The 23,729-nt window shown below is 65.0% G+C and carries 20 protein-coding genes, 1 tRNA gene and 3 pseudogenes; 15 read left to right on the top strand and 9 right to left on the bottom strand.

The genetic code is table 11. The annotated features are described in order from the left end of the window. Positions 1-155: 155 nt before the first annotated feature. Positions 156-407 (top strand): annotated as a pseudogene (locus tag FBY31_RS23770) (tyrosine-type recombinase/integrase); the annotation flags it as partial. 288 nt (positions 408-695) lie between these two features. Here the strand turns inward: FBY31_RS23770 and FBY31_RS05750 are convergent. Together FBY31_RS05750 and FBY31_RS05745 are read right to left on the bottom strand one after the other, a co-directional pair. Then, positions 696-1,652, bottom strand: a complete 957-nt coding sequence (locus tag FBY31_RS05750) for an ATP-dependent DNA ligase (protein WP_235012940.1) — start codon at positions 1,650-1,652, stop codon at positions 696-698. Between the two features lie 103 nt (positions 1,653-1,755). Next, positions 1,756-2,640 (bottom strand): SGNH/GDSL hydrolase family protein, encoded by an 885-nt coding sequence (locus FBY31_RS05745; protein ID WP_442858166.1) that lies wholly within the window; start codon positions 2,638-2,640, stop codon positions 1,756-1,758. A 294-nt stretch (positions 2,641-2,934) separates the two neighbouring features. Between FBY31_RS05745 and FBY31_RS23765 the strand changes: the two are divergent. Then, positions 2,935-3,245 (top strand): annotated as a pseudogene (locus FBY31_RS23765) (Hsp20/alpha crystallin family protein); the annotation flags it as partial. An 878-nt stretch (positions 3,246-4,123) separates the two neighbouring features. Here the strand turns inward: FBY31_RS23765 and FBY31_RS23260 are convergent. The 3 genes from FBY31_RS23260 to FBY31_RS05725 all read right to left on the bottom strand — a co-directional run bounded on the left by FBY31_RS23260 (position 4,124) and on the right by FBY31_RS05725 (position 5,476). Beyond that, positions 4,124-4,321 (bottom strand): Hsp20/alpha crystallin family protein, encoded by a 198-nt coding sequence (locus FBY31_RS23260; RefSeq protein WP_235012939.1) that lies wholly within the window; start codon positions 4,319-4,321, stop codon positions 4,124-4,126. Positions 4,322-4,550: 229 nt separating this feature from the next. Further along, entirely contained in the window at positions 4,551-4,820 is a 270-nt protein-coding gene (locus FBY31_RS05730; RefSeq protein ID WP_142037983.1) for a hypothetical protein, read from the bottom strand. 47 nt (positions 4,821-4,867) lie between these two features. Further along, a complete protein-coding gene (locus tag FBY31_RS05725) occupies positions 4,868-5,476 on the bottom strand; it encodes an NADPH-dependent FMN reductase (protein ID WP_142037981.1) in 609 nt (202 codons plus the stop codon). Between the two features lie 183 nt (positions 5,477-5,659). On the opposite strand from FBY31_RS05725, the gene FBY31_RS05720 reads away from it, so the two are divergent. Beyond that, entirely contained in the window at positions 5,660-5,959 is a 300-nt protein-coding gene (locus FBY31_RS05720; RefSeq protein WP_142037978.1) for a DUF4193 domain-containing protein, read from the top strand. A gap of 91 nt (positions 5,960-6,050) precedes the next feature. Next, complete coding sequence (locus FBY31_RS05715) at positions 6,051-6,491, top strand: hypothetical protein (RefSeq protein ID WP_235012938.1); 441 nt, start codon at positions 6,051-6,053, stop codon at positions 6,489-6,491. 51 nt (positions 6,492-6,542) lie between these two features. On the opposite strand, the gene FBY31_RS05710 is transcribed toward FBY31_RS05715, so the two are convergent. The 4 genes and pseudogenes from FBY31_RS05710 to FBY31_RS05695 all read right to left on the bottom strand — a co-directional run bounded on the left by FBY31_RS05710 (position 6,543) and on the right by FBY31_RS05695 (position 9,632). Then, a tRNA-Arg gene (locus FBY31_RS05710) sits at positions 6,543-6,615 on the bottom strand. Between the two features lie 127 nt (positions 6,616-6,742). Continuing rightward, a complete protein-coding gene (locus FBY31_RS05705; protein WP_142037975.1) occupies positions 6,743-8,287 on the bottom strand; it encodes a ferredoxin--NADP reductase in 1,545 nt (514 codons plus the stop codon). Further along, on the bottom strand, positions 8,284-9,156 hold the full coding sequence (locus FBY31_RS05700; RefSeq protein ID WP_142037972.1) for an FAD:protein FMN transferase: 873 nt from the start codon (positions 9,154-9,156) through the stop codon (positions 8,284-8,286). The genes FBY31_RS05705 and FBY31_RS05700 overlap by 4 nt, the downstream gene beginning before the upstream one ends. A gap of 3 nt (positions 9,157-9,159) precedes the next feature. Beyond that, positions 9,160-9,632 (bottom strand): annotated as a pseudogene (locus FBY31_RS05695) (FMN-binding protein). Positions 9,633-9,807: 175 nt separating this feature from the next. Between FBY31_RS05695 and argS the strand changes: the two are divergent. From argS to FBY31_RS05640, 11 genes are all read left to right on the top strand, one after another. After that, the gene (argS, locus tag FBY31_RS05690; protein WP_142037969.1) at positions 9,808-11,472 is read left to right on the top strand and encodes an arginine--tRNA ligase; all 1,665 of its coding nucleotides are present in this window, start codon (positions 9,808-9,810) and stop codon (positions 11,470-11,472) included. A 5-nt stretch (positions 11,473-11,477) separates the two neighbouring features. Then, the gene (gene lysA / locus FBY31_RS05685; protein ID WP_142037967.1) at positions 11,478-12,953 is read left to right on the top strand and encodes a diaminopimelate decarboxylase; all 1,476 of its coding nucleotides are present in this window, start codon (positions 11,478-11,480) and stop codon (positions 12,951-12,953) included. Next, a complete protein-coding gene (locus FBY31_RS05680) occupies positions 12,954-14,270 on the top strand; it encodes a homoserine dehydrogenase (RefSeq protein WP_142037964.1) in 1,317 nt (438 codons plus the stop codon). Then, entirely contained in the window at positions 14,271-15,377 is a 1,107-nt protein-coding gene (gene thrC, locus FBY31_RS05675) for a threonine synthase (protein WP_142037961.1), read from the top strand. Positions 15,378-15,379: 2 nt separating this feature from the next. Then, positions 15,380-16,354, top strand: a complete 975-nt coding sequence (thrB, locus tag FBY31_RS05670) for a homoserine kinase (RefSeq protein ID WP_142037958.1) — start codon at positions 15,380-15,382, stop codon at positions 16,352-16,354. A 298-nt stretch (positions 16,355-16,652) separates the two neighbouring features. Beyond that, a complete protein-coding gene (gene rho, locus FBY31_RS05665) occupies positions 16,653-18,866 on the top strand; it encodes a transcription termination factor Rho (RefSeq protein ID WP_142037955.1) in 2,214 nt (737 codons plus the stop codon). Positions 18,867-19,072: 206 nt separating this feature from the next. Then, positions 19,073-20,146, top strand: a complete 1,074-nt coding sequence (prfA, locus tag FBY31_RS05660) for a peptide chain release factor 1 (RefSeq protein ID WP_142037953.1) — start codon at positions 19,073-19,075, stop codon at positions 20,144-20,146. A gap of 37 nt (positions 20,147-20,183) precedes the next feature. Then, the gene (gene prmC / locus FBY31_RS05655) at positions 20,184-21,071 is read left to right on the top strand and encodes a peptide chain release factor N(5)-glutamine methyltransferase (RefSeq protein WP_142037950.1); all 888 of its coding nucleotides are present in this window, start codon (positions 20,184-20,186) and stop codon (positions 21,069-21,071) included. Beyond that, entirely contained in the window at positions 21,068-21,829 is a 762-nt protein-coding gene (locus FBY31_RS05650; RefSeq protein WP_142037947.1) for an L-threonylcarbamoyladenylate synthase, read from the top strand. Before prmC ends, FBY31_RS05650 begins: the two co-directional genes overlap by 4 nt. A 3-nt stretch (positions 21,830-21,832) precedes the next feature. Continuing rightward, positions 21,833-22,744 carry a glycosyltransferase gene (locus FBY31_RS05645; protein ID WP_142037944.1) on the top strand — a complete coding sequence of 304 codons (912 nt, stop codon included), beginning with the start codon at positions 21,833-21,835 and terminating at the stop codon, positions 22,742-22,744. Between the two features lie 6 nt (positions 22,745-22,750). Next, on the top strand, positions 22,751-23,710 hold the full coding sequence (locus FBY31_RS05640) for a glycosyltransferase (protein WP_142037941.1): 960 nt from the start codon (positions 22,751-22,753) through the stop codon (positions 23,708-23,710). Positions 23,711-23,729: the final 19 nt, after the last annotated feature.

The following is a 23,729-nucleotide window of genomic DNA, read 5'->3' as shown; positions in this document are numbered from 1 at the left end:
GAGAAGACCTTCGGTGAGGCCCTGCCGCATTTGTTCGCGCGATTAGTCAGGCCGACACAGAATTTGCTTTCCCACGCCTACATCCGGTGCATCCTTGACGCTATCGCCTTCAATGCTGGACTTTGTGATGCTGGCGCGCCGGTCATGTTCACCCCCACGACTTCCGTCGACTCTTCGCTACCGAACTGGTTGGTACTGGCCTGCCCCTGCATATCGTTTCCACCCTCCTCGGTCACCTGAACGTGGAATCAACGAGGGGGTACACGGCTGTCTTCCCAGTACACGTCATCCAAGCGCACCACGCCTTCATCGAACGACGCCGACAAACCCGCGCGGAGGACGAATTGCGTTCCGCATCGCAGAGGAGTGGAAGGAGTTTGAACAGCACTTCCTCCCGAGAAAAGTAGCGTTGGGCACCTGCCACCGCCCTTACGCCACCCCCTGCACCCACGAGCACGCCTGCTTGAAATGCCGTTTCCTCCAAATTGACCCCGCCCAGTCCGGACGCCTTGAGGACATGACCGCCAGCGCTGAGGACCGCCTGGACGAAGCCCGGCAGCACCAGTGCTTGGGCGAGGTCAGCGCACTCGAGGAAAGCCTCGTGCACCTTCGCTGCCGCCGAGACGAAATGCCCGCTCCACCTTCCAGGTCCCTTGGTTCCGGGCCTGAAGGGAATGCGAGTTCAATAGTCGTCGTCATCGAAGGCCAAGGTTTGCCGGAACCTCGACGTCGGCAGGGTTGAGCTCCGGACGGACTCTGCGGAACCGTAGCGGATGCCGGAATGATTGACCGGACCATGCAGCGTCGGCAAGGACTTCAACGACGACGGGATCGACGAGCGTCAGCTCGGTAGGGGATGCGTCACGGTTGAACCGGTCCAGTGTGGTCCCTTTCACCATGGCCGGCCAAGGGTGGGGTCCCGCAGCGGGCTGCAGCCAGCGGGCGAGCGTCCTGCTGTCCGCGGCTTTCAGGGGGGAGCTGCGACCAACGATTCGCAGCTCGCCGCCGATCGGCAGGCCCGCCACGATTTCGGTCGGCCGCTCGATGGGGCCGATAACGGCAGCACAGACGACGTCCACTTCCGAGACGTGCTTGGCCTTTAGCCACAGTCGTTTCCCACCCTCATAGGGCTGGCTGCTGCTCTTGGCTACAAGCCCTTCCATCCCTGCCCCGGGGAGTCCCTCAAACCACTGCCGGGCGAGGTCCCGTTCCGCCGTTTGAGGAGACAGAGATAGTGGGGGAACCCAAACCGTGGCCAGCTCTTCGAGCAGGGCCCGGCGGTCCGCCAGCGGCAGGTCCCTCGCGTCCTGCCCGGCCACCCCGAGGACATCGAAGCCGACAAAATTTGCGGGCCGTTCACGGACCATGGTCTGCAGTCCTTCCCTGCCAGCAGACAACCTCCGCTGCAAGGCCTCGAAATTCAACCTGCCCCCTGACCACACCACTGCCTCACCATCGACCACACAGCCAGGCGGAATCATGGCCGCTGCCGCCTCCACCAACTCCGGAAAATACCTGGTCAACTCCTTGCCCTGACGAGACCACAAGCCCACCCCGTTGCGGTCACGGAAAATCAGGATCCGATACCCGTCAAATTTCGGCTCGAAAAGCACCTGGCCCGGCAGTGCGGCAGGCGGGGGTATGCCTTTCACCGCCTTCGCCAACACCACCTCCAGCGGTGGGCAAAGCACCGGAGGTAGTATCTCATCCGACTGCGCCATGCCCTCAGAATAGGCCTGGTCGCAGTCATGGTGATTACCCCTTAGCGATGGACGGGTACGGCCCGGGCAGCTTCCCGCCGGTGAATACCTGGGCAGGCTCCGGCCGTTTCGCCCGGAGTTCCGCCGCTGGGTGCGGTCGGAGTTGCCTGAGTGCCCAAGGAACAAGGTAGTTCCTCGCCCAGAGGAGATCTCCGGCCTTTGCCTTATGCCACCTGCTCGCCGGGAGAGCCTTGGGTTCCAGTGGTTGGAGCGTGTGCTGGACGTTGAGGGTCTCCAACACCATCTTGGCCACGGCGTAATGTCCCAACGGCGAGAGGTGCAGCCGGTCTGGATCCCACATCCGCCGGTCCCTCAGCTGTCTCAAGGACCACAGGTCAGCAACAAACGCGTCGTAGCGGGTAGCGATCGCACGGACGTTTTCGTTGAAGATCGCCACTTTCGCCCGGTTACGGCCCAACACGGGAGTGGACGCCCAGTCAGGTCCGGTGAACAGCACCACGGCCGCGCCCGATTGGCTCAGCACGCCCACCCCGGCCTCAAGTTTGTGCGCGAGCTTGTCTGGATCACTGCCATGGAAAACCATGTCATTTCCTCCGGCCGACAGTGTAATCAGATCCGGGCCCAGGGCCAGGGCGGGGCCGATTTGCTGGCTCAGGATCTGTTCAAGGAGCAGGCCGCGGACGGCAAGGTTTGCATAGGCGAAGTCCCCGTTCCCCACGGCCAGTTCCTCGGCAACGCGGTCGGCCCAGCCGCGCAGCCCGCCGGGGCTCCCTGGCTCGGGATCCCCCACCCCCTCGGTGAACGAATCCCCGAGGGCCACATATCGGCTCCAAGGACGTCGGCGTCCTTCATCACCTATTCCGTCTCCGCCGGGCAGGACGACGGCGGGAACACGACGGCCCGGTATATCGGGCTTCACCGCGCTCACTTTTACAACCCCCTTTTGTGGATAGCTAACGTCTGTATGTGGATAACTTTTTTGGCTGACGTGATGTTCCCGGAATGAGGAACGTCATCCTGAAGCTGAAGAATTGCGGTGCCGCCGCAGTGAAGAATCCGAGCGCCGGTGGGACATGTACTTGGCGCCCCTGCGGTGAGGGCGTGGCGACGGTGAATATGTGAGCGGCTCCCCAACTCCGGCAGGACGTTTTTCTGCAGGAATGTGCGGTGATCTCTCCCGGCGACCCCTTGCGGGCTCTTGGTCCCGGTGCTATTCGTGGTGGCCGTTGACCTGCCTGGAGTGGAGGCCGAGTCGATCGATGTGAACGTTGAGCAGAACGTTCTGACCGTCCGTGCCGAGCGCAAGGACGCTGTTGGTGAAGGTGTTGAGTTGATCGCTTCCGAGCGGCCGCGTGGTGTCTTCAGCCGCCAGCTGATCCTGGACGAAGCGCTCGATACCGAGCATGTGAAAGCCGGCTACGACGGTGGCGTCCTGACCCGTCGCATCCCGGTGGCCGAGAAGGCGCAGCCCGGAAGATCGAAATCACGTCGGGAGCTCACGGGCAGCAGCAGATCAGCGCCTAACCGACCCGGACAGATGCCGAGGCCAAGGCTGCACAGGGCGGCTGATTACATCGCAAGACGCCACGGCGCCTTCAGCGCACAAGCACCATCAAGGCAAGGCATCCGTCCCCGAAAAGCGGTCCCCGCGACCCGGGGACCGCTTTCATGCCGCACCGCGAACCACAACAACACCTCGGGATTTTTTCCTGGACTTGGGCGGCGGTGCCTTCCGGTGCCAACAGAGCTTCCTTGTCCAACAGGCCATCTTGCCCTGAGGTGACGTGAATGGAGGACAATGACAACCCAGTACATGGACGACGGTTTCGCGCCCCATGTTGACCGTGGATTCGACACAGCAAAGGCACGTCTTGAACCGAGCAGACTGGGCACGGATCGGGACGGGGAGACTGGGAAGCACTCCCGAGCCATGGTCGAACACATCCTCGCCCTCGAATCCGAACGCGTTCCGGCCGTGACTGCTGAACTGTTCGCCGAGGCGATTGCCGTGGCGAATGCCGCTCCGGCAGGCCCAGGGAAGAGGACCGGTTACATCGCTGCGCGCCCGGGACTTCTGGGAAATCCTCGAGGATTTGATCGACAGCGTCCAGGGTCGATGTGGGCCCGCCACAACGGCTTCCTTCCAGGCATCCATCGCCATCGCAGCCGTTGTTTGCCTTGCCTGTTACCGCTGTTCGAGGTTGCACTGTCACCTGCCCGCCGGCGACGGACGCTTTAGGCCGTGGGGCCCGCCTGTTGCGGCTGAACCAGCAGCGGTGCCGGCACCGGATCCGGCAGATGTTCCTGCCCTGCTGACGGGTATTTTCCGGGCCGCCGTCCCGGAGTCTTCCGGGAGCGGGATGCGGACTTCGAGGATCCCGTCATCGTAGGTCGCACAGATGTCATTTTCGCTGACGGGCCCCGGCAGGGCTCACGGTGCGCGAGAACGTCCCGTACGGGAACTCGGAGCTGTAGCCCTCCTTGTCCTTGTGTTCGGACTTCTCCTCGTGCCGCACGTGGATCCGCAGGTCGATGCCGACCAGTTCGATGTCGACGTCCTTCTCAGGATCGATACCGGGGACTTCGGCCTTGACCACCATGGATCCGGCCCACGGTATTCCTCAACCCGGAGCCAGGAAGCCACATCCCCTTCCAAGAACCGGCGAACGGGTTCAGTGATGTCAGCGCCACTCAGCGCATAACGTTGGCCATTGGGGCCACCTCCTTCTCTGCTGCCCGGCCCTGCCGCAACCGCCGGCTTAGGCCGGATCACTTTTTGGACACCAATAAAAGTAAGCCCTCGCGATAAGGGCCTCGAAGGGGCCTGCCTTAGTGTTCCGTGGCAGGTCCGCCCGGCCCTGGCGGCCCCTCATGGAACAAGTGCTCGAAAGCCGAGTTATCTGCCGCCAGGGTGAGCAGGTCCAGGAGCTCACCCTCACACAGTCCCGAGGCCTCGCTCACCTCCGCCAAGGACGAGGCTCCGCTGGCGAGCAAAGCCGACGCCGATCCCCGCAATGCCGCATATGCGGCGTCCAGGGTTGCCTCGGCGGTCCCGATCACTGTTGCCAGAGCCCGCAGCTGGTCAAGTTCGGCACTCATCGCTGCTCCCTCCCGCACGCCTTCAGGAAACGTTGCCCATTCTCGATCTACTCGCTGCCCGGGCCGGCGAGAACATAGGAAGGCTTGTCCTCATCCTTGCCCGGGCGCAGGACCCTCAGCGCCCCGGCCAAGGCAATGACCTGATCAAGAAGGGTCTGCAGATTCTTCTCGGCGGCCTCTGAGGGCGTGAACGTCCGGAGGTTTTCAAACTCACTGGCCAGAGACAGGGCGACCTGGGCGCGGACGTCCGCCATTTGCAGCTCCCCGGCAATAGGCGGCAAATGCTCCACCGCCCGGGTACCGCCGGCGCTTCCGTAGCTGACGAACCCGGCGGCCTTGTTGTTCCACTCCTTATAGAGGTAGCCCAGGGCGTTCTTCGGCGCCCCGGGAACGGAATGGTTGTATTCGCCGGTGATGAAGATGTAGCCATCAAAAGCAGCGACTGCGTCCGACCAGGCCTTCGTGTGCCCGCGGCTGTATCTGCCCGTGGAGGGCGGCAGGGGCTCATCCAGCAGCGGCAGATTGAAGTCGGCGACGTCCAGGACCTCGAACGTCGCGTCCTCGCGCTCCGCTGCCCGTGCGTGCACCCAGTCGGCCGCAGCCCTTCCGAGCCGTCCCGGGCGGCTGTTCCCCAACACGATTGCTATGCGAATCATGGCGGAATACCTTTCCGGTGCCTTCTTTGGTCCGCCAAAATAAACAACCCGGAGGACGAAAAACCTTCCAGCCCGCGGCCCGTTTTTTCGGGTTTTCCGGCCGGGGAAGCGGCAGGGAATAAGGCGCCAGCGTGCCGGGTTTAGCAGTGATCCCTGATTGATTGGAAGTGAAGGAGAATCTGAGTGTCCGTTGACTACGATGCTCCACGGGCGACGGCCGAGGACGAGGGCACCGAGTCCCTCGAGGAGCTTAAGACAGAGGCTGCCACCCCTAAGGGGGCTGTCATCGACGTCGATGAGGCCGATCTCGCCGAGGCTTTCGAGCTGCCCGGCGCTGACCTTTCTGGCGAGGAACTGCTCGTCCAGGTCATCCCGGTCCAGTCCGACGAATTCACCTGCATGTCCTGTTTCCTTGTCCACCACCGCAGCCAGCTCGCCAAGGAAAGAGATGGGAAAAAGTACTGCACCGAATGCGAAGACTGAACCATCCCACCCGCTCCAGGGCGGTGGCCGCACCCGGGAACAAGCTCGCCGCCGACGTGGATCTTGACGCCGGCAGCCGCATCACCCCGGGATGACCGTCAGGAACGTGGTGATGCCCGCCGAGGAACGCAGGCGCACCGCCTACCACGAATCCGGGCACGCCCGTCTGGGAATGCTTGAGCCCGGCGCCGACCCTGTCCGGAAAATCTCCATCATCCCCCGCGGCCGTCCCCTGGGCGGCACCCTTTCCACACCCGACACAGACCGGTACGGGTACGACGAAAACTATCTCAAGGGCAGGATCGTCGGTGCACTGGGCGGCATGGCGGCCGAAGACCTCGTCTTCGGAGTCGTCACCACCGGCGCCGAAAGCGACCTGCAGACCAGCACCCACCTTGCCCGGATGATGGTCGGCCGATGGGGCATGTCAAAACGCATCGGGCCGGTCCAAGTCCTCCCCGAAGAAGGGGACCTGGGCGCATACGGGCCAATCTGCAAGACCGGGCTAACCCGGAAGACCCGCAAACTGTGAAAACGTAAAAACCCGCCGTTTCAGTGAACTGAAACGGCGGGTTTTTCTGTGTGCCCTCGATAGGATTCGAACCTACGACCTTCTGCTCCGGAGGCAGACGCTCTATCCCCTGAGCTACGAGGGCAATCCGGGGTTCCTGCCGTTGCTGGCGGGACGTCCTAGAGCTTAGCAGTAAGGTGGCCCGCAAGGGAAAATCGGCCATCCGCCCGCGGGTCCGCCGAGGCCGGCCCGGGCCGGCAGGGACTTGAATATCAGTACCCTGAGAACGAATCCACGTGGATGCGTCGCGTTCCCGCCTCCAGCGCCGCGCGCCGTAAGGAAGCGACGCTCGCCGGTGAACCCGAAATATACACATCGCGGTCAGCGACATCGGGAATCATGGTCTTGAGGGCGCCCCCGTCCAGCCGGGATCCGTCTGCCGGAAATGCGGTGATGTGCGGCGGCGGTTCCGATCCGTCCGCAATCCGGGCCATAACCCGGATGCCGGCGGCCTTCAGTTCGTCCGCGTACGCAACCTCTTCAGCAGTTCTGGCAAGCAGGAGGAGGACAGTGTCGCGGTCCCGCAGGCCGCCGGAAGAGAGATGCGAGAGGAACGGCGTGATGCCGATCCCGGCAGCGATCAGCAGCACAGGCTTCCTGGGATCGCGGGGGAGGACAAAGTCGCCGCCTACCGACGTGGCCGTCACCTCATCGCCCGGTTTCAAGGAAAGCAGGACCTTCTTGGCGGCGGAGACGGGCTCGGCGGTCCGTACACCGAACTTCACCACGCGCTCACCGGGGGAGCCGGTCAAACTGAACACCCGGCGTCGTCCTTTCCCGTCCGCCTTGCTGTGCGGCAAGTCCAGCTCCATGTACTGCCCTGGCAGGAAACGGACAGGGCGGGAGGGCTCGAAGGAGAACTCGGTGGTGGTGGACGTCAGAGCCCTCGACCCGGTGAACCTCAACCTCACGCTGCCCCTCTGGCTCGCCATAAAGGCGAGCAGATTGCCGAACAGCAGCGCGGCCTCGGGTGAATTGGCCAGGAAGCCGAAGTTGTAGGGGACGGCAAAGACCGCGCCCACTACAGCCGCCAACCCCAGCTGCTGCCACCTGCGCGGCGGCAGCGTCAGCGGCTCGGTGAGCATGAACCCCACAAAGAACAGCAGCGGCCGCTGGGCAAGAGCCTGCCACAAGGCCATTCCTGCGGACATACCGGCCTGGAGCAGTTCCTGGCTGATGACGGCTGTGGCCACCACAAGGAAGACGGCGGCCATCAGGAGCTTCCGGGTGCGGTACAGGACCAGGAGGACGCCGGGAACCAGCAGCCACAGCATGGCAGGGGTCGCCGCCCACCAGGTGGCAATGTTGAGTCCCGTGAGCCCGGCCGTGAAGGCGCCTGCAGCCGCTGGATTGAAGATATGGCGGCCGCGCCACGCCAGCGCATATTTCGACGCCGACGCCAGCACGCAGGCCAACGCCACGCCGGCCGTATCCATTGGCGCGAAGGAAGGCCAGAACAGGAAATACAGCAGCAGGCCGGTGATGAGCGAGGACTCCGAATGGGGCCGCACATGGAACAGTGCGGCCAGGGCCCTGTTCGAGGCGTACGTCAGGCCAAGGCACAGGGCCAGGTGCCCGAGCATTTCGGGGATGCCGAAAGTCAGCCAGCCGAGGGCATCGAGCAACAGGCTGTACGGGGCAAGGGCCGCGAGGACCAGGAGGATCAGCCGGTACATGGTGAACCGGCCCAGCGCGGTGTCCACGCGGCCGGCCACTGAGGGGACAGGGCCGGCTTTTAGCGTTTCAACAGGGCTCATGTGAACAGTGTCCCTTCAAAGTCGGCGGAGCGGGCCGCGCTGCCATCGGAAAAAACAGTCAGCCAGGAGAAATCGAATTCCTCCTGCAACTGGTCTCCGGGGACAAAGAAAAGGGCGGTGGCCAGGGCGTCGGCCAGCATCGCGGTGTCCGCCAGGGCCCAGGTGGCGACGGCGGTCCCGACCGGTTGCCCGGTGGTTCCGTCCAGCACGTGGTGCAGTCCGTCACCCCAGGCGCGGCGGTTGGAAGCAGAGGCACACAGGGCCTGCCCGGCCAAGGGCACGATTCCAATGGCCTGGGCCGGATTGTAGGGATGCTCCAAGGCCACCTCGGTGGGCAGCGGACCACACGCAAGCAGGTCGCCACTGGCATCAATGACGAACGCTTCCAGGCCCTGGGCAACCAGTTCCTCCGCGAGCAGGTCAACCAGCAGGCCTTTGCCCGCCGCCCCGATGTCCAGCACCACCGGAGCTGTGGTGGTGATGGTGGTGCCTGCCCACTCCAGGACGGCGTCCCAGGGTGGCGCCGCCAACGGGAAACCGGAGGGCTTAAGGGAGTAGCCGGCGTCATACCCCAGCCGTTCAAGGGAAGCACCGATCAGTGGGGTCATGGCGCCGTCAGTCATGCTGTACAGCGTCCGGTAAAGGACGCCAAGCCGCTCCGCCTCATCCGGAAACTCATAACGCCCCGGCCTGCGGGCGAGGGCGCTGACACGGGAATCGGAACGGAAACGGGACCAGTCTGCGTCGAAATGCTCCACCCGTTCCACCAGGCGCGCCCTGACCGGCCCGCTAAGCGGAACAGGCGTAGAGATCTCCCACTGCGTTCCGATCCCCTCGAACGCAAAGTCCTCCCAGTCCCCGTTTGGCACCGTCTACTGCGCCTCCTGCTTGATCTTTTCCACGGCCTGGTTGAACCCGCCGCTGGTCAGGGAGGAGCCGGCAACTTTGGAGACGTTGAGTCCGTCGATGCTCTTGCCCACAATTCGCGCCGCTATACCGCCGGCAAATTCCCCCTGGAACTTGCGGGTGTTCGGGTTGGAGGGATGCTGGGTGATGTTGACGCCGGTGACCGTGCCTCCGGCAAGGGTAAGCTCCACCCCCACCGTCTCCGTTCCGTTGGGGGAGACGTAGTTTCCGTCAGCACTGTATGTCCCGTCCTTGTACGTGGAACCGCCGGCCAGCGATGACGCCCCTGCTGATGGGGTGGCGGCAGAATTTTCCGCTGCGCTTCCCGCGGGGGCACCGGGTGTGCCTTCGGCGGCGGAGAGCGCGCAGCCGCCACAGTTCCAGCGAGGGACAGGCCGGCGATTCCGGCGAAAACACTCTTGCGGACTGACGGTCTCATCAAGGCTCTCATTTCGGTTAAGTGTCTGGTGGAAGTGCTTACAGTGGTGTCAACGACAAATCCCAGCGTATTGGTTCACCTTGCAACTGGCTTGTGTATTTTTCCCGGAGCGCCTATGGCGCAGGACACCCGTCCCAATTCTTTTGCTGTCACCGGCCCCCGGTAGGCTAGAGGGGTGACTCCCGAAGAACTCTCCCTCGCCATATCCGCCTGCCTGAAAGACGCCGTCGCCGCCGGCGAGATCGCCCTTTCAGCATCAGCAGTGCCTGACGAGGTACGCGTGGAGCGGCCCAAGAACCGCGACCACGGAGACTGGGCCACCAACATTGCCCTGCAGCTTGCCAAGCAGGCAGGCACCAATCCACGCGAGTTCGCCACTGTCCTGAGCGCGCACCTGAAGTCCATCGACGGCGTCTCCGCGGTGGATATCGCCGGGCCCGGTTTCCTGAACATCACCGTGGACGCTGCTACTGCCGGCGCCCTCGCCAAGGTGATTGTCGAGGCAGGAAAGCAGTACGGAACCAACACTGCGCTCGCCGGCCACACCGTGAACATGGAGTTCGTCTCCGCCAATCCCACCGGCCCCCTGCACATCGGGCACACCCGCTGGGCCGCGCTGGGCGATTCGATTGCCCGCGTGCTGCGTGCTTCCGGCGCCGACGTCACGGCGGAGTACTACATTAACGACGCCGGTTCCCAGATGAACACCTTTGCCAACTCCGTGTACTCCCGCCTGCACGGCCTGCCCGTGCCCGACGGCGGCTATCCTGGCCAGTACATCGCGGACCTCGGCCACGAAGTCCTCACCGAGCACCCGGACATCCGCGAACTCACCGAAGTGGCAGCCCTTCCGGTCATCCGCGCCGCTGCTTACAAAGCACAGATGAAGGACATTCAGTCCACGCTGGCGGATTTCGGCGTCGAGTTTGACGTGTTCTTCTCCGAGCAGGAACTGCACGACGCCGGCGCCATCGAAAGTGCCGTGGCGCGCCTTCGCGAACAGGGCCACGTGTTCGACGACGGCGGTGCGGTCTGGCTGCGGACCACGGACTTTGGTGACGACAAGGACCGGGTGATGATCCGCGCCAACGGCGAGCCCACCTACTTCGCCGCGGACGCCGCCTACTACCTCTCCAAGAAGGACCGCGGCTTCACCGAAAAGATCTACCTGCTCGGCGCCGACCATCACGGCTACATCAACCGGCTCAAGGCCATCGCTGCCTGCGCCGGGGACGATCCCGAGGTGAACATCGAGGTACTCATCGGCCAACTGGTGTCCGTGAACGGCGCCAAGCTGTCCAAGCGCGCCGGCAACATCATCGAGCTCAAGGACCTGATCGACTGGCTCGGCAAGGATGCCGTCCGCTACTCCCTGGCGCGGTTCCCCGCAGATTCCCCGCTGACGCTGGACCCGGAGCTGCTGAAGAAGCACAGCAACGAAAACCCGGTGTTCTACGTGCAGTACGCCCATGCCCGCTCCCGTGGTGCAGCCCGCAACGCCGTCGCTGCCGGGGTGGAACGCCGTGTGGACGGCAAAGACAGCTTCGACGCCTCGCTCCTGGAGCATGCCACCGAGAACGAGCTGCTCTCCTACCTGGGCAGCTACCCCTCCATCGTGGCCAAGGCCGCGGAACTGCGTGAACCGCACCGCGTGGCCCGCCACCTCGAAATCATCGCCGGCGCCTACCACCGCTGGTACGACGCCTGCCGCATTGCGCCCATGGGCGATGAAGCAGTGACGGACGTCAACCGCACCCGGCTGTGGCTCAACGACGCCACCAGCCAAGTGCTGGCGAACGGCCTTGACCTGCTTGGCGTTTCAGCACCGGAGCGGATGTGACGGCAATGTCTGTGCAGAACGGAAACACCGCGTCCCCGCTGGCGCCTGAATGGCTTGCGGTACCTGAGGACCTCAACGCACTGCACGAACCTATGTGGGCCAAGAGCGTTGCACGGAACGAGGACGGCGGCCTGGCCGTTGCCGGCGTTTCCGTCGCCGCCCTGAAAGAACAGTTCGGCACACCGCTGTTCGTGATGGATGAGGCGGATTTCCGTGCCCGGGCCCGCGCCTTCAAAGATTCGTTTGACGCTGCCTTCGCGGACATCTGCGGCGGCGTGGACGTTTACTACGCGGGGAAGTCCTTCCTGTGCACCGCAGTGGTGAAGTGGGTCGAGGAGGAAGGGCTCCGCCTGGACACCTCATCCGGCGGCGAACTGGCCGTCGCCGCACGTGCCGGAATCCCGGGGGAGCGGGTTGCACTGCACGGAAACAACAAATCCGACGGCGAGATTAACCGGGCCCTGGACATGAAACTGGGCCGCATTGTGGTGGACAGCCTTGCCGAGCTGGAACGCGTCGGGGCCATCGCCCAAGCGCGCGGTGACCAGGCAAAGGTCATGCTGCGGCTCACCCCCGGCGTCCATGCCCACACCCACGAGTTCATCGCCACCGCCCACGAGGACCAGAAGTTCGGCCTCTCCATGGCCGCGGACACCACCGGGCAGGCCGGCCTCTCGGCTGCGGAGGAGGCCGTCGCCGCTGCTGCAGCGCACCCCGGCATCGACCTGCTGGGACTGCACTGCCACATCGGCTCCCAGATCTTCGAGCCGGACGGCTTCGCGCTGGCCGCGGAGAAGCTGCTTCGCTTCCTTGCTGCCATGCAGGAAAAGTACGCGATTGTGATGCCGGAACTGGATCTGGGCGGCGGCTATGGCATCGCGTACACGCCGGTGGACACCCCGCGCCCCGCTGCGGAGATCGCGGAGGCGATGGCCGCCGTCGTGCGTTCCACCTGCGCGGAACTGGGCATCGATGCGCCCCGCATCTCCATTGAGCCGGGACGCGCCATCGTGGGCAGCACCACCTTCACCCTCTACGAGGTGGGGACGCTGAAGACCGTTCGCGTGGACGCTCCCGCCGCTTCAAATGCCAGTGACGGCGATAACAACGTTACGTACCCGCGCCGGTATGTTTCGGTGGATGGCGGCATGAGCGACAACGCCCGCCCGGTGCTCTACGACGCGGATTACTCAGCGATTCTGGCGTCCCGCACGTCTGCCGCGGCCCCGCAGCTGTCCCGCGTGGTGGGCAAACATTGCGAGAGCGGCGACATAGTTGTTAGAGATGTATATCTGCCCGAGGACGTGGCAGCCGGTGATCTGCTTGCTGTACCGGGAACCGGCGCCTACTGCTGGGCCCTCTCGAGCAACTACAACTATCTGGCCCGGCCGGGCGTTGTCGCGGTGCGCGACGGATCTTCCCGGCTGATTGTCCGCGGGGAAACCGAAGAAGATCTGCTCAACCGCGACATGGGAGTCTGAATGTCTGAATTGCGAACCCTGAAAGTGGCCCTGCTGGGCTGTGGCAACGTTGGGGCCCAGGTTGCGCGGATTCTCATTGAGGACGCCGACGCCCTTGCCGCCCGGACCGGTGCACACCTGCAGCTCAGTGGGATTGCGGTGCGCAACGTCAACGCAGCCCGGGACGTGGAACTGCCCCAGGAACTGTTCACCACTGACGCCGAGACCCTGGTCAAGGACGCAGACCTGGTGATCGAACTGATGGGCGGCATCGAACCTGCCCGGACGCTGATCCTTTCCGCGCTGCGCAACGGCGCCTGCGTGGTCACCGGAAACAAGGCCCTCCTTGCCCAGGATGGTCCCACCCTTTATGAAGAGGCTGACAAGGCCCACGTCCAGCTGTCCTATGAAGCTGCGGTGGCCGGGGCCATCCCCATCCTGCGCCCCATCCGCGACAGCCTGTCCGGCGACCGGATCACCCGCGTGCTGGGCATCGTCAACGGCACCACCAACTACATCCTGGACCAGATGGATTCCACCGGGGCCCAGTTTGCGGATGCCCTGGCCGAAGCCCAGCGCCTCGGTTATGCGGAAGCAGACCCCACCGCCGACATCGAGGGCCACGACGCCGCCGCGAAGGCAGCCATCCTCGCCTCCCTCTCGTTCCACACCCGGTTCGCCCTCGAGAACGTGCACTGCGAAGGCATCACCTCCGTGAGCGCCGCTGACATCGCCGCTGCGAAGGATGCCGGCTTTGTGATCAAGCTGCTGGCCATCGCCGAAAAGCTGGTTGACGCCGAGGGGAACGAGGGCGTGTCCGTGCGCGTGCACCCCACCCTCCTGCCGCGCGAACACCCGCTGGCCGCCGTCCACGGTGCCTTCAACGCCGTGTTCATCGAAGCCGAGAACGCCGGTGAGCTGATGTTCTACGGGCAGGGTGCCGGCGGAACCCCGACGGCGTCTGCCGTGCTGGGCGACCTCGTTTCGGCTGCCCGGCGCCTGGTCCTTGGTGGTCCGGGACGCACGGAGACCACCACAGGGCACGTGCCGGCACTGCCCATCGACGCCGCCATCACCAGCTACTACATCGGCCTCGACGTTGCGGACCAGCCCGGCGTCTTAGCCAGAATCGCCCAACTGTTTGCCGAGCACGGCGTTTCCATCGAAATCATGCGGCAGACCATCCACCGCGACGCCGAGTCCAATGTGGAGTCGGCCGAACTGCGGATCGTCACCCACCGCGCGTCAGAGGCTGCCCTCGCGGCCACCGTCGAGGCCGTGAAGGCCCTGGACGTCATCAATTCAGTTACATCCGTTCTGCGGGTAGAAGGAGTCTAAGTGGCTCACCAATGGCGCGGCGTCATCCGCGAATATGCTGACCGCCTGCCCGTGACGGAATCCACCAGGGTCATCACCCTGGGCGAGGGCGGCACCCCACTCGTGCGCGCGGCGAAGCTGTCGGAGCTTACCGGCTCGGAAGTGTACCTGAAGGTGGAGGGCATGAACCCCACCGGCTCGTTCAAGGACCGCGGCATGACCATGGCCATGACGGCGGCAGTAGCCTCCGGAGCCAAGGCCGTTGTCTGCGCTTCCACCGGCAACACCTCCGCCTCTGCTGCAGCTTACGCAACGGCGGCGGGCCTGAAGTGCGCCGTCCTGGTGCCTGAAGGCAAGATCTCCATGGGCAAGCTCAGCCAGGCCATCGCCCACGGTGCCACTTTGCTGCAGGTGGACGGCAACTTTGACAACTGCCTCGACATCGCCCGGAAACTGGGGGAGTCCTACCCGGTCTTCCTGGTCAACTCGGTGAACCCGGCGCGCATTCAGGGGCAGAAAACCGGCGCGTTCGAGATCGTGGACGCGCTGGGCGACGCCCCGGACATCCACGTCCTGCCCGTCGGCAACGCGGGCAACATCACCGCCTACTGGAAGGGCTACCAGGAGTACTCCGCTCCGTTCGAGTCCGACACCGCAGGCACGCTGCCGGCCGTCTCCACCAAAACCCCTGTTATGTGGGGCTTCCAGGCTGCAGGGGCTGCGCCCTTCGTTGCCGGCCACCCCATCACCGAGCCCGATACCATCGCCACGGCCATCCGGATCGGCAACCCCGCTTCCTGGGACGGCGCCATTGGTGCCCGTGACGAATCCGGCGGACTGATCGACGCCGTCACCGACGAGGAAATCCTCAACGCCCACCGCTGGCTGTCATCGCGTGAAGGCGTCTTTGTGGAGCCGGGTTCCGCGGCCGGCGTGGCGGGACTGCTGAAGAAGCACGCCGCCGGCGAGGTGCCGGCCGGCAAGACCATCGTCATCACGGTCACCGGCCACGGCCTCAAGGATCCCCAGTGGGCGCTGCGCACCGAGGACGGCAGCGACGTCCAGCCGGTCAAGGTCCCCAACGATGTTGTTACCGTTGCTGCCGAATTGGGACTGGAAGAAAAGTAGCCTTGGACACCACCTCGCAGGCCGCCGTGGATCTGCAGCTTATTGAAGCCGGACAGCGCGTCACAGTCCGCGTTCCTGCCACCACCGCCAACCTTGGTCCGGGCTACGACAGCCTGGGCCTTGCCCTGGCGCTGCATGACACGCTGATGGTGGAGAGCCTCGAATCAGAGGAGCTCCTGTTCGACCTCACTGGCGAGGGGGCTGAAACGCTGCCACGCGATGCCAGCCATCTGGTCATCAGGGCGATGGAGGCCGCTTTCGAACGGCTCGGCTTCCGGCACGGCGGCCTCAAGGTGACCGCGGAAAATGTTGTTCCCCACGGCCGCGGCCTGGGCTCCTCGGCGTCGGCCGTGGTGGCCGCCATTTCGGCGGCGAACGCCCTGGTGCCGGAGGCCAGCCGGCGGGGGAAGGATTGGATCCTCCAGCTGACCAGCGAGCTTGAGGGACACCCGGACAATGTGGCACCGGCCATTTTCGGCGGACTGGCGCTGTCGTGGCAGGACAGTGACCAGTACAGCAGCACTAGTGCCACTGTGTCCGGAACTGTTGTTCCTGTCGTCGCGGTTCCGGACTTCGAGCTGTCCACGGAAACCGCCCGGGCGCTTCTTCCGGCATCCGTGGGACACCACGCCGCTGCCATGAACGCCGGGCGCGCCGCCCTGTTGATTCACGCCCTGACCACCAAACCCGAATTCCTGCTCGCCGGTACCGAGGACTACCTCCACCAGAGTTACCGGGCAGAAGCCATGCGCCCCAGCGCTGCGCTGATCTCGGCACTCCGCGCAGCCGGGCATGCAGCAGTCGTTTCCGGTGCCGGGCCCACCGTGCTGGTCCTGGCTGAGGGTCAGGCTGAAGCCGGCGACGTCGTCACTTTCATCGAGGAGTTCGCCGCAGCGAACACGCCGGACACAGGATGGCGCGTACTGAAGCTGGCAGTGGACGTTGAAGGTGCTAAGGTGGAACTGCACCGGCGGTAATTTGACGCCTATCTGATCTGCTTATGCACTTAGTTGCAGCTTGGTCTCCTACTGCTCAATCTATTCCGGTGCCACCTGCTTGGTCTGTCGCAGGAATCTGCAGCCCTTAAACTGCCCCTGAACCGTCAGCCCAGAGTTCCACCTTGGCGGAGCGCAGAGTGAATCAGTATCCGGCCCTGCTGGCCGATATTCAACCGGCAAGGCCGAAAAATCCCGGCTGCAGATCTGAACTGCAGCCCAGATCAAATCATCGCGTCCAGCTCCTCGTCTGGACGCCGTCGAGGGGGAAGGATCCTTCGTGACCGAAACCACTGAGCTGTCGCCAGCTGTGGAACTATCTTCTGTTGCCGAATCGCCGGCAGCACCCGCCAAGAGCAGCGGCCTTGCCGGCCTGAAGCTCGCCCAGCTGCAGGCACTCGCCAGCCAGCTCGGTATCTCCGGTGGTTCCCGGATGCGCAAGGGGGACCTGGTTTCCGCCATCTCCGCCCACCGCGCCGGCACTCCCATGACCAAGGCCCCGGCCAAGACAGCCGCAAAGGCTGTGGACAGGGTGTCCGCACCGGCAGTTGCAGCCCCTGTTGATGCTGCTCCCGCAGTGTCCGCTCCGGCCGCGGCAGAAACCACGGAAGCCCCGGCCGAAGGCACGCGGACCCGCGGCCGCGGCCGCAGCCGCCGTGCCGTAAGTGACGGAGTCGTTGCCCAGGCAGCTGCTGAAACCGCTGCCGAAGCCCCTGCCGCTCCGGTTGAGGCTCCCGCCGCTGGGGAAGCTCCCGAAGCGGCTGAAGGCGCCGCCGAGCGCCGCCAGCCCCGCACCCGCAACCGCCGGCGTGGCGAAGCAGCCGCGGCAACGCCGCAGGCCGCTGAAACCGCTGAGGCACCGGCTGAGCAGGCCGATGCCGAGGAACGCACCGCAGAGCCGCGCAATGGTGAACAGCGCACTGCAGAGCCGCGCACCACTGAACCGCGCACCACTGAACCGCGCACCGCCGAACGCACTGAAGCCGAAGAAACCGGCCAGCGCACCGACCGCCGCGAAGGCGGGCGCGGCCGTGGCCGCGACACCCGTGAAGGCGGCGACAGCAGCCGGGACAACGCCGGCAGCCGCGAGGCGGGCCAGCGTGAAGGTGCCCGCCGCGATGACAACCGCGACAACCGCGACAGCGAAGACGCCGACGGCGGCAGCCGCCGCAACCGCCGCAACCGGCGCGACCGGAATGACCGCAATGACCGCTCGGGCGGCCAGGACCGGGACAGCAGCCCGCGCAACGACCGCTTCCGCGACCGCAACGACCGCCGGCGTGGACGCGCCCAGGGACCCGACGTCGACGACGTCGAGGTCACCGAGGACGACGTCCTGCTGCCCGTTGCAGGCATCCTCGACGTCCTGGAGAACTACGCGTTCATCCGCACCTCCGGCTACCTGCCCGGCCCGAACGACGTCTACGTCTCCCTGGCACAGGTCAAGAAGTACAACCTCCGCAAGGGCGACGCCGTTGTTGGCGCGATCCGCGCACCCCGCGATGGCGAGGACCGCAGCCAGCAGTCGAACCGCCAGAAGTTCAACGCCCTGGTCCGCGTCACCTCGGTCAACGGCAAGACCGCCGAGGAACTCAAGGACCGCGTCGAATTCGCCAAGCTGGTTCCGCTCTACCCGTCAGAGCGCCTGCGCCTCGAGACCGATCCCAAGAAGATCGGCCCCCGCGTCATCGACCTCGTTGCCCCCATCGGCAAGGGCCAGCGCGGCCTGATCGTGTCCCCGCCCAAGGCCGGCAAGACCCTCATCCTGCAGTCCATCGCCAACGCGATCACCACCAACAACCCTGAGGTCCACCTCATGATGGTGCTCGTTGACGAACGTCCCGAAGAAGTCACGGACATGCAGCGCACCGTCAAGGGTGAGGTCATTGCCTCCACCTTCGACCGTCCGGCCGACGACCACACCACTGTGGCCGAGCTCTCGATCGAACGCGCCAAGCGCCTCGTTGAAATGGGCATGGACGTGGTGGTCCTGCTGGATTCCATGACCCGGCTGGGCCGCGCCTACAACCTGGCAGCACCGGCCTCCGGCCGCATCCTGTCCGGTGGTGTGGATTCTGCAGCGCTGTACCCGCCCAAGCGCTTCTTCGGTGCAGCCCGCAACATCGAAAACGGCGGCTCGCTCACCATCCTGGCTACCGCCCTTGTGGAAACCGGCTCCAAGATGGACGAAGTCATCTTCGAAGAGTTCAAGGGCACCGGCAACATGGAGCTCCGCCTGTCCCGCCAGCTGGCAGACAAGCGCATCTTCCCGGCCGTGGACGTCAACGCGTCCGGCACCCGCCGCGAGGAGAACCTGCTCTCGCCCGAGGAAGTCAAGATCATGTGGAAGCTGCGCCGCGTCCTCTCCGGACTCGAAACCCAGCAGAGCCTTGAACTCCTGACCAACAAGATCCGGGAGACCCAGAGCAACGTTGAGTTCCTGATGCAGGTCCAGAAGACGACGCTTGGCGCGAAGTCGGATAACGACAAATAGCTTTATCCGGGGCGGGGCCGTCGCATATTTTTTGCCGGCCCCGCCCCTTCGCGTTGCTGCTGACATACTGCGTACGTCAGCAGCAACGCTCCGACAGGCCCGATGCCACTCCCTGGCCGGCAAAAAATATGCGACGACGGCCGTACGTCACCTGCCGCTGTGGGCGTCACTAGACTGTTTCCCAGCGCGTCGAAAGGTTTTGAAAAATGTTTGAGTCCGTACAGGGCCTGCTTGATGAGCATGATGCTATCCAGGCGCAGCTGGGGGATCCTGCTGTTTATGCTGATCAGCGGCTTGCCCGGAAGCTTGGGCGGCGTTCGGCTCAGCTCAATGGCATTGTGGAGGCTTATCACAAGTGGGAAGGCATCCGTGATGACCTTGCTGCTGCCAGGGAAATGGCGGACGAGGATCCCGAGTTCGCTGCCGAGGTGCCCGAACTGGAAGCTGCCCTGGAAACTGCTGCGGCGAAACTGCGCCGACTGCTCATCCCGCGCGATCCTGACGACGCCCGCAACGTGATCCTCGAGGTCAAGGGCGGCGAAGGCGGCGACGAAGCTGCCCTGTTCGCCGGCGACCTCCTGCGCATGTACACCCGGTACGCGGAATCGCGCGGCTGGAAGACTGAAATCATCTCCGCCACCGAGTCGGACCTTGGCGGCTACAAGGACGTCCAGGTGGCCGTGAAGGGCAGCTCGAATGATCCCGCCGAGGGCGTGTACGCCCGGCTGAAGTTCGAGGGCGGCGTGCACCGGGTGCAGCGGGTTCCCGTGACGGAATCCCAGGGCCGCATCCACACGTCTGCCGCCGGCGTGCTCGTTCTGCCTGAAGTGGACGAGCCTGAAGAGCTTGAGATCAACCAGAACGACCTCAAGATTGACGTTTACCGCTCCTCCGGCCCTGGCGGCCAGTCCGTGAACACCACCGACTCCGCTGTGCGCATCACCCACCTCCCCACGGGCATCGTGGTGGCCATGCAGAACGAAAAATCCCAGCTGCAGAACCGCGAGGCCGGCATGCGCGTGCTCCGCGCACGCATCCTGGCCCACCAGCAGGAGCAGATCGACGCCGAAAACTCGGCCCAGCGGAAGTCGCAAATCCGCACCATGGACCGCTCGGAGCGCATCCGCACCTACAACTACCCCGAAAATCGCATCGCGGACCACCGCACCGGCTACAAGGCGTACAACCTGGACCAGGTCATGAACGGCGACCTGGAACCGGTCATCCAGTCCGCGATCGAGATGGACGAACAGGCGCGCCTGGACGCCATCGGCGACTAGTCCGTCCGGCGGACATTCAGGACACGGAACCCAGGACATGACATTCGGGCCAGGCCAGTCGCTCGCTGATGCCGTCACCGAGGCCACAGCCATCCTGCGGGAGGCCGGTGTGCCGAGCCCGCGCGTGGACGCGGAGCTGCTTGCCGACCACCTGCTGAACGTGGGGCTGGGCCGGCTACGCGCCATGATGCTCGGTGATACGCCTGCACCTGTTGGCTACGAAGCCCTCGTGGCCGAGCGCGCCAGCAGGGTCCCGCTCCAGCACATCACCGGCGTGGCGCATTTCCGCTACCTCGAGCTGGCCGTGGGGCCCGGCGTGTTCATTCCCCGGCCGGAGACCGAATCCGTGGTCCAGCTGGTCATTGACCACGTCAAGGACATGGCCCACCCCCGGATCGTCGACCTGGGAACCGGGTCCGGCGCCATCGCGGGCTCCATCGCCCACGAAGTGCCCGGCGCCGAGGTGCACGCGGTGGAATTCAGCCCCTTCGCCCACGCGTGGGCGTCCAAAAACCTCGCACCCCTGGGCGTGCACCTCGTCCTGGGGGACCTGCGGAACGCACTGCAGGAACTGAACGGAACCTTCGACGTCGTGGTTTCCAACCCGCCGTACATCCCGGCGGAGGCCATCCCCAACGAGCCCGAGGTGGCCCTGCATGACCCGCCGGAAGCGCTGTACGGCGGGGGCGCGGACGGCATGGAACTTCCGACGGCGGCAGCCGCCTCGGCTGCCCGGCTGCTGGTACCCGGCGGCTACTTCGTGATGGAACACGCAGAGGTCCAGGCAGAGTGGATCGCGGCGATGCTGGGCAGGTCAGGATCCTGGACCAGGATCACCACCCACCGGGACCTCAACGGCAAGGAGCGCGCCACCAGCGCCGTGCTCCCGGACCAGACCATACGGAATGAAAGAATGGGCCAGTGACCACAACCTATAACTGCACCAGTGACGACGAGCGTGCCCGGGGCCTGGAGCATGCCCAGCGTGCTGTCAGTGAGAAGAAGTGCGTCGTGCTCCCCACCGACACGGTGTACGGGATCGGCGCCGACGCTTTTTCGCCGCAGGCCGTCACCATGCTGCTGGTATCGAAAGGGCGCAGCCGCACCATGCCTCCGCCCGTGCTGATTCCGCGCATCAACGCCCTCGACGGGCTCGCCACCGAGGTGTCGGCTGACGCCCGCAAGCTTGCCGAGGCATTCTGGCCCGGCGGATTGACGCTGATCCTTCATGCCCAGCCGTCGCTGGACTGGGACCTGGGCGAAACCAAGGGGACGGTGGCGCTGCGCATGCCCGCCGACGAAATCGCCCTCGAGCTGCTGACGCTGACCGGCCCGCTCGCCGTTTCCTCTGCCAACCGCACCGGCCAGGCACCGGGACAAACGGCCGCCGCAGCCCGCGAGCAGCTTGCAGAGTCCGTTGAGGTCTACCTTGAGGGCGGCTTCCGGCCGCGGGAAGGCGAGGCCGCCGTACCCTCCACCATCGTGGACGCCACCGGCCCCCTCCTGCGCGTGGTCCGCAACGGAGCGGTGAGCCTGGAACAGCTCCGGGAACAGGTTCCGGGTGTCCTGGGACTCGGCGAGATTCCCATGGCAGCGGAAGAACCAGCGGAGCCGGAGGCTCCAGCACCTACCGCTGCCGGCAGCAGTGCCGTCAGTACCACCGACAACAACACGGGGAACTGACATATGCAGCCCAAAGTCGCCGTCGCGGCCGTAACCTTTGACCGCCACGAGGAGCTTGCCCTGCTCCTGAAGGGCCTCGCCGCCCAGACCGCGCCGATCCATTCGATCGCCCTGGTGGACTCCGGCACTGAGCCGGCCACCGCCGTCGTCAATGCCGGGGGAGCGCAGAATATTAACTACCTGCGTTCCGAGGCCAATCTCGGCGGCGCGGGCGGCTTTGCGTACGCCATCCTGGCGGCCATGGCCAGCGGCGCCGAGTGGATCTGGATGATGGACGACGACGGCCACCCCGAAGATGCCAGCTGCCTGGCCGAGCTGCTCCGCACCGCCGAGGAGCACCAGCTGGACATCATCAGCCCATTGGTAGCCGCCACGGCAGACCCCAACCGGCTGTCCTTCAATTTCCGCATCAACGGGCTGCTGACCAACGACCGCTCACGGCTGGCGCCGATGGGATACTTGCCGGACATGGTGCACTTCTTCAACGGTGCGCTGATCCGGACCGAGGTTTTCTACCGGATCGGCATTCCGGATGTGAAGTTCTTCATCCGCGGCGACGAAGTCGACTTCCTGTCGCGCGTGAAAAAGGCCGGGCTGAAGTACGGCACCCTCGCCACAGTCGCGGTGCAGCACCCAGCCACCTGGACCGAGATGAAACCGGTGTTCGGCGGGTTCATCACCCCCGTCATCCCCGAGGGTGAGTTCAAGCGCTACTGCTACTTCCGCAACCGGGGCTACCTGACCCGCAAGTACCGGAACCTGCGCTGGTTCAGCGCGGACATCATCGGCTTCCCCTACTACTTCCTGAAGACCGGAGACCTCAAAGGCCTGGCGCACTGGTTCAGAGCCTATTCGACCGGCTTCCGCGGCAAGGGCTTCGGCTCACCTGCAGACCTTATGTCCGCCAACCGCTAGGCCGCCGTGGAGAACCTGTACGCCGTCGTCGTCACTTACAACCGGGCCGACTTCCTGCGCAACCTGCTCGATTCCTTCGGCCGGCTGGACACCGCACCCACGCGGATCCTGGTGCTGGACAACGCCAGCAGCGACCATACGCCGGACGTCGTCGCACAGGCCACCGCGGCCGGGCTGCCCATCCAGTACGAACGGCTGGACCGGAACGTCGGCGGTGCGGGCGGGTTCTCGCGCGGCGTGGAACTGGCGCTGGAATCCGGCGCCGAATGGCTGTGGCTGATGGACGACGACGTCGAAGTGCTTCCCGGCGCGGTGGAAGCCCTGGAGAAGTTCACGCCGGAATACTCCTGCATGATCGGCCGCCGGTACGACGCCAACGGTAAACCGTTTTTCTGGCAGCACCACTTTGTCGAGGCGCTGGGCATTTTCCTGCCCGTCTCCCGCGACGTGTTCCGGCATTCGGACGTCTTCCGGACCAACGTGGGAAACTTCGAAGGCATGCTCATCAACGCCTCCGTGGCCCGGAGCATCGGCCTGCCGGACCCGCGGTTCTTCATCACCTGGGACGACCTCATCTACGGTTGGCTTGCCGCGCAGGAAACGCCCGTGGTGTACGTGAACGCCTTTGTCATTAAGAAGGTCCGCGCCCAGCGGCAAGTGGACCTGGGACTGCGCCACCTCAATGATTCGTCCGACCTGAGCCGACGCTACGTGATGCGCAACCGGGGGCACGTGGCGCATTACCTGCGGGCCCACGGCAAATTCAACCCGGCCGGTTTCGCGGCGGGTACGGCACTGACCTTCCTGAAGGAACTTGTCCGGCTGGTCCTCGTTGAGCGGACCCTCAAAGGGGCCGCTGCGCTCTGGCGCGGATGGCGCGAATCGCGGACTATTCTTGCCGACGTCGGCTGGAAACCCATGCCGCCGCTGCCGGGGTATCCGGGCAGCGGAACCCGAAGCGATTAGTATCGTTCTAAGCCCCGAC

It is taken from the genome of Arthrobacter sp. SLBN-100 (assembly GCF_006715305.1).
Lineage (GTDB): Bacteria > Actinomycetota > Actinomycetes > Actinomycetales > Micrococcaceae > Arthrobacter.
Note: the sequence above shows the minus strand (reverse complement) of the source record. Positions and strands in the feature narration are given on the sequence as shown.